Below are 4,194 nucleotides of genomic sequence, written 5' to 3'. Positions count from 1 at the left end.
GCGAGGGCTCAGGACGAGCGCGCGATCCGCGCCAGCACGCCGTGGACGAACGAGCCGGAGTCGTCGGTCGAGAACTCCTTCGCGAGCTCCACCGCTTCGTCGATCGCGACGGCCGTGGGCACCTCGTCGTTGTACAGGATCTCCCACGTGCCGATGCGCAGCAGGGCGCGGTCGACGGCGGGCATGCGCTGCAGCGACCAGTCCTTCGCGAACGTGGTGATCTGCTCGTCGATCGCGTCGCGGTTGTCGATCACACCGTCGACGATGTCGCGGGCATACAACCAGGAGGCCTGACGGTCGGGCTCGGATGCCGCGCGCTTGGCCTCGGTGGCCAGCATGATCGGCAGTTCCTCGCCGCGGACGTCGGCCTGAAAGAGGATGTCGAGAGCGCGCTTGCGCGCCTTGGTACGGGCGGACAAGGTCAGCTGATGCGGCCGAGGTACTCGCCGGTGCGAGTGTCGACCTTGATCTTCGTGCCGGTCTCGAGGAACAGCGGAACCTGCATCTCGTAGCCGGTCTCGACGGTGGCGGGCTTGGTGCCGGCCGACGAGCGGTCGCCCTGCAGACCGGGCTCGGTGTAGGTGACCTCGAGCACGACGGACGGCGGGAGCTCGATGTAGAGGGGGTTGCCATTGTTGAGCGCGATCTGCACCTGCTGGTTCTCGAGCAGGAAGTTGGCGGCGTCGCCGACGGTGGCAGCGCCCACGGTGATCTGGTCGTAGTCGGCGACGTCCATGAAGACGAAGCCCTCACCGTCGTTGTACAGGTACGTGAAGTCGCGGCGGTCGACGTTCTCGATGTCGACCTTGGCGCCGGCGTTGAACGTGCGGTCGACGGTCTTGCCGCTCATGACGTTCTTCAGCTTCGTGCGGACGAACGCGCCACCCTTGCCGGGCTTGACGTGCTGGAACTCCACGACGTTCCAGAGCTGACCGTCGATGCTGAGGACGACGCCGTTCTTGATGTCTGCGGTGGATGCCATGAGTGCCGGTGTTCCGTTTCGTGTGAGGGGAGGCGGCGCTCTGGCGCACACCCAGCGGTCGAGTCTACGCGATGCCGTGCTCGGGCGCGGGCGACCTGGTGCAACCAGACGTCCGCGCCCGAGCCGGCAGCGGCGCGCTCAGCCGTCCGCGCGGCCGCTGATGACGTCGACGAGCAGGTGGACGGCCCGCGCGTACCCCGGGACGCCCTCGCCGATCACGTGCACGGCTGCGACGTCTTCGATGTACGAGAAGTGACGGAAGCTCTCGCGCTCCTTGATGTTCGAGATGTGCACCTCGGCGACGGGGAGGGCGACGGATGCCAGCGCGTCGCGCAGCGCGACGGAGGTGTGCGTGAGCCCTCCGGCGTTGATCACGATGCCCGCGCAGTCGAGACGGGCGGCGTGGATCGCGTCGATGAGCACGCCCTCGTGGTTGCTCTGCAGGGCCCGGACCTCGATGCCGTGGCGCTGGGCGGCTTCGGCAGTGACCCGTTCGACATCAGCGAGGGTCTCGCGCCCATAGATCTCCGGCTGACGCGTGCCCAGCAGGTTGAGGTTCGGACCGTTGACGAGCAGCAGGCGGCGGGGCGTGGTCATGTCGGGCACGCTATCAGCGCCGTCCCTGCGCGGTGAGGCGCACGGGGGCGGTACCGGCTCCGTAGCCCGCGTAGGCGTCGACACGCTCGACGAACTCGAAGAACACCTCGCCGATCGTGCGCGTGTAGAAGTGCAGGTATTCGCCCGCGGCATCCTGGTCGTAGCCGAGGTGGAGCTCGCGCAACTCGTCGACGTCGGCAGCGCTGAGGTCGAAGCGTGCGGCGATGTCGTCGTAGTAATTGGCGGGCATCTCGAGGGGCGAGAAGCCCCGCGTGCGCGCGCTCCGAGCGAAGGTGCGAACGTCGTCGCAGGCGAAGGCGACGTGCTGAGGGAGCGCGGCGCCGGCCCGCTCGGCGGCGAGGATCGGCGGGGCGACGTTGAGCGGAAGGCGCACTCCCCCACCCGGCGCGACGAGGACGCGACTGGCGACGAGGCCCCGGGGACCCGGCACCTCGGTCGCGCTGTCGACCCGGAGGGCGAAGCCCGCGGTGTAGAACAGGGTCGCCTCTTCGATGGCATCCCACGGTTGGCTCAGGCTCACGTGGTCGACACCCGTGATGGCGGTATCGCGCCGTGGCTCGCCGTGCTCGAACTCCGCGGCCCAGGCGGGTTCTCCCTCGTCGGCGGCCTGCGCCCAGTAGACCTCGGTTCCGTCGGGCGCGACCGCACCGTCGAGGCGCTCCTCGGTCGCGTACGTGCGGCGGTAGGCGCGCGGCACGCCGAGCTCGCTCATGCGCAGATCGACCGCCTCGGCGTCGTCGACCTCGAGCCCGATCGCGGCGAGACGCGGTTCCCACCCGCGAGCGTGCTGTTCATTGAGGATGACGCGGGCCTCCCCCGCCGTCCAGAGGGTGACCGGCTTCGTGCGGTGGCGTCCGCGCGAGGTGAAGCCGAGCTGCGCGAGCAGCTCTTCGATCGCCGAGGTGTCTTCGGCCTTGACCTCGATGAAGTCGACGCCGGAGGGAGCCGCCGAATCCGGGAGCATCCGCAGACCGGACGGGGCGTCCGGCAGGGTCCGCGACACGGCGTCTTCGAGCCAGCGCAGCGAACGTCGCGCGTGCCGGGCGGTGCGCCGGGCGTCGGTCTGCCGGAAGGTGTCGTTGAACACCTCGAGCGACCACGGTCCCGTGTATCCCGCTCGAACGATGCGCGCGGCGAAGTCGGCGAGGTCGAAGTCCCCTTCACCCGGGAACAGGCGGTGGTGGCGGCTCCACGACAGCACGTCCATGCTGAGCCGCGGAGCGTCGGCCAGTTGCACGAAGAAGATCTTCTCGCCCGGGATGTCGGCGATCTCCGCGAGGTCATGCCCGCGCGAGAGGATGTGGAACGAGTCCAGACACACCCCCACCGCAGGGTGATCGGCGCGCTCGACGATCCGCCACGCGCGGCGGTAATCGTCGACGAAGCGTCCCCACGCGAGGGCTTCGAAAGCGAGCCGGATGCCGTACCCCGCCGCCAGGTCGCCGAGGCGTCGCAGCTGGTCGGCGGAGACGGCGTCGTCGTCCACCGTGGCGGTGGCGACGTTACTGCAGCAGAGCACGAGGTCCATGCCGAGTCGCTGCATGAGACGGAACTTCGCCTCCGCGCGCCGCATCACCGCGGCGAACGCATCTTCGTCGACGCCCTCGACGTCGCGCATCGGCTGGTACAGGTCGAGGCTGAGGTCCAGCCGTCGAGCGAGTGCGGCGATCTCCTCGGGGCTCTCGGGGGCGGCGAGCAGGTCCGGCTCGAAGATCTCCACGCCGTCGAAGCCGGCGTCGGCGCAGGCGTGGAGTTTGTCGGCGAGCGTCCCGCTGATGCAGACGGTCGCGATCGAGGTCCTCATGGCGGCTGAATGTACCATCTGGTACAAACGGGGTCCACTAGTCTGACCGAATGGCCGAGGCACGCAGAGACGCCGAGCGCACCCGATCCGAACTGCTAGCCGTCGCGACCGAGGTCTTCGCCGAAGAGGGCTTCTCCGGCGCCCGCGTCGACGACATCGCCGCCCGCACGCGCACCACCAAGCGGATGATCTATTACTACTTCGGCGGCAAAGAAGGCCTCTATCGTGCCGTCCTCGAGGAGGCCTATCGCGGTATCCGCGAGGCGGAGCGCGCCATCGATGTCGATCACGCCGATCCCGTGGATGCCATCCGCGCTCTGGCCGAGTTGACCTTCGACCACCATGTCGGTCACGAGGCGTTCATCCGACTCGTCGCGATCGAGAACATCCACCGCGGCGAGTTCATCCGTCAGATCGAGGGCCTGCGCACGCTCTCGCAGCCGGCCAAGGGACTTCTCGATGAGATCCTCGAGCGCGGGCGTGCCGCCGGAGTCTTCCGCTCCGACGTCGATGCGATCGACGTGCACCTCGTGATCAGCTCGTACTGCGTGTTCCAGGTCGCGAACCAGTACACCTTCGGGCACCTCTTCGACGTCGACCTCGCCTCGCCCGAGCGTCGCGCGCATCTGCGCGCCGCGCTCGGCGACGTGGTGGTCGGCTGGCTGACCGCGCCCGCGCGCTGATCGCGCGGAGGGGCACGCCGGCCCCCGGGCCCTTCGGCGAGCTCAGGGGCCTCGCGATACAGGTGGCTGAGCCTGTCGAAGCCACCGGGATGCTCGCGGGGCCCGGA

General features: G+C 69.0%; 5 protein-coding genes. 1 reads left to right on the top strand and 4 read right to left on the bottom strand.

Features of this window, described 5'->3' with window-relative positions; all coding sequences use genetic code 11:
• Positions 1–8 precede the first annotated feature (8 nt).
• From nusB to P2P98_RS17015, 4 genes are all read right to left on the bottom strand, one after another.
• The gene (nusB, locus tag P2P98_RS17030; RefSeq protein ID WP_275801449.1) at positions 9–419 is read right to left on the bottom strand and encodes a transcription antitermination factor NusB; all 411 of its coding nucleotides are present in this window, start codon (positions 417–419) and stop codon (positions 9–11) included.
• A gap of 2 nt (positions 420–421) precedes the next feature.
• Positions 422–982, bottom strand: coding sequence for an elongation factor P (gene efp, locus P2P98_RS17025; protein WP_013586614.1), 561 nt, complete (start codon positions 980–982; stop codon positions 422–424).
• 138 nt (positions 983–1,120) lie between these two features.
• The gene (gene aroQ / locus P2P98_RS17020; RefSeq protein ID WP_275801448.1) at positions 1,121–1,579 is read right to left on the bottom strand and encodes a type II 3-dehydroquinate dehydratase; all 459 of its coding nucleotides are present in this window, start codon (positions 1,577–1,579) and stop codon (positions 1,121–1,123) included.
• A gap of 13 nt (positions 1,580–1,592) precedes the next feature.
• The gene (locus P2P98_RS17015) at positions 1,593–3,404 is read right to left on the bottom strand and encodes a sugar phosphate isomerase/epimerase and 4-hydroxyphenylpyruvate domain-containing protein (RefSeq protein WP_275801447.1); all 1,812 of its coding nucleotides are present in this window, start codon (positions 3,402–3,404) and stop codon (positions 1,593–1,595) included.
• Positions 3,405–3,454: 50 nt separating this feature from the next.
• Here P2P98_RS17015 and P2P98_RS17010 point away from each other — a divergent pair, with 50 nt between their 5' ends.
• Complete coding sequence (locus P2P98_RS17010) at positions 3,455–4,087, top strand: TetR/AcrR family transcriptional regulator (protein ID WP_058595711.1); 633 nt, start codon at positions 3,455–3,457, stop codon at positions 4,085–4,087.
• Positions 4,088–4,194: the final 107 nt, after the last annotated feature.

It is taken from the genome of Microbacterium sp. Kw_RZR3 (assembly GCF_029222405.1).
Lineage (GTDB): Bacteria > Actinomycetota > Actinomycetes > Actinomycetales > Microbacteriaceae > Microbacterium.
Note: the sequence above shows the minus strand (reverse complement) of the source record. Positions and strands in the feature narration are given on the sequence as shown.

What these genes read in the sequence shown, in the direction of transcription:
- P2P98_RS17010 (WP_058595711.1), top strand. Translation starts at nt 3,455, where the DNA reads ATGGCCGAGGCACGCAGAGACGCCGAGCGCACCCGATCCGAACTGCTA.
- P2P98_RS17015 (WP_275801447.1), bottom strand. Translation starts at nt 3,404, where the DNA reads ATGAGGACCTCGATCGCGACCGTCTGCATCAGCGGGACGCTCGCCGAC.
- efp (WP_013586614.1), bottom strand. Translation starts at nt 982, where the DNA reads ATGGCATCCACCGCAGACATCAAGAACGGCGTCGTCCTCAGCATCGAC.
- aroQ (WP_275801448.1), bottom strand. Translation starts at nt 1,579, where the DNA reads ATGACCACGCCCCGCCGCCTGCTGCTCGTCAACGGTCCGAACCTCAAC.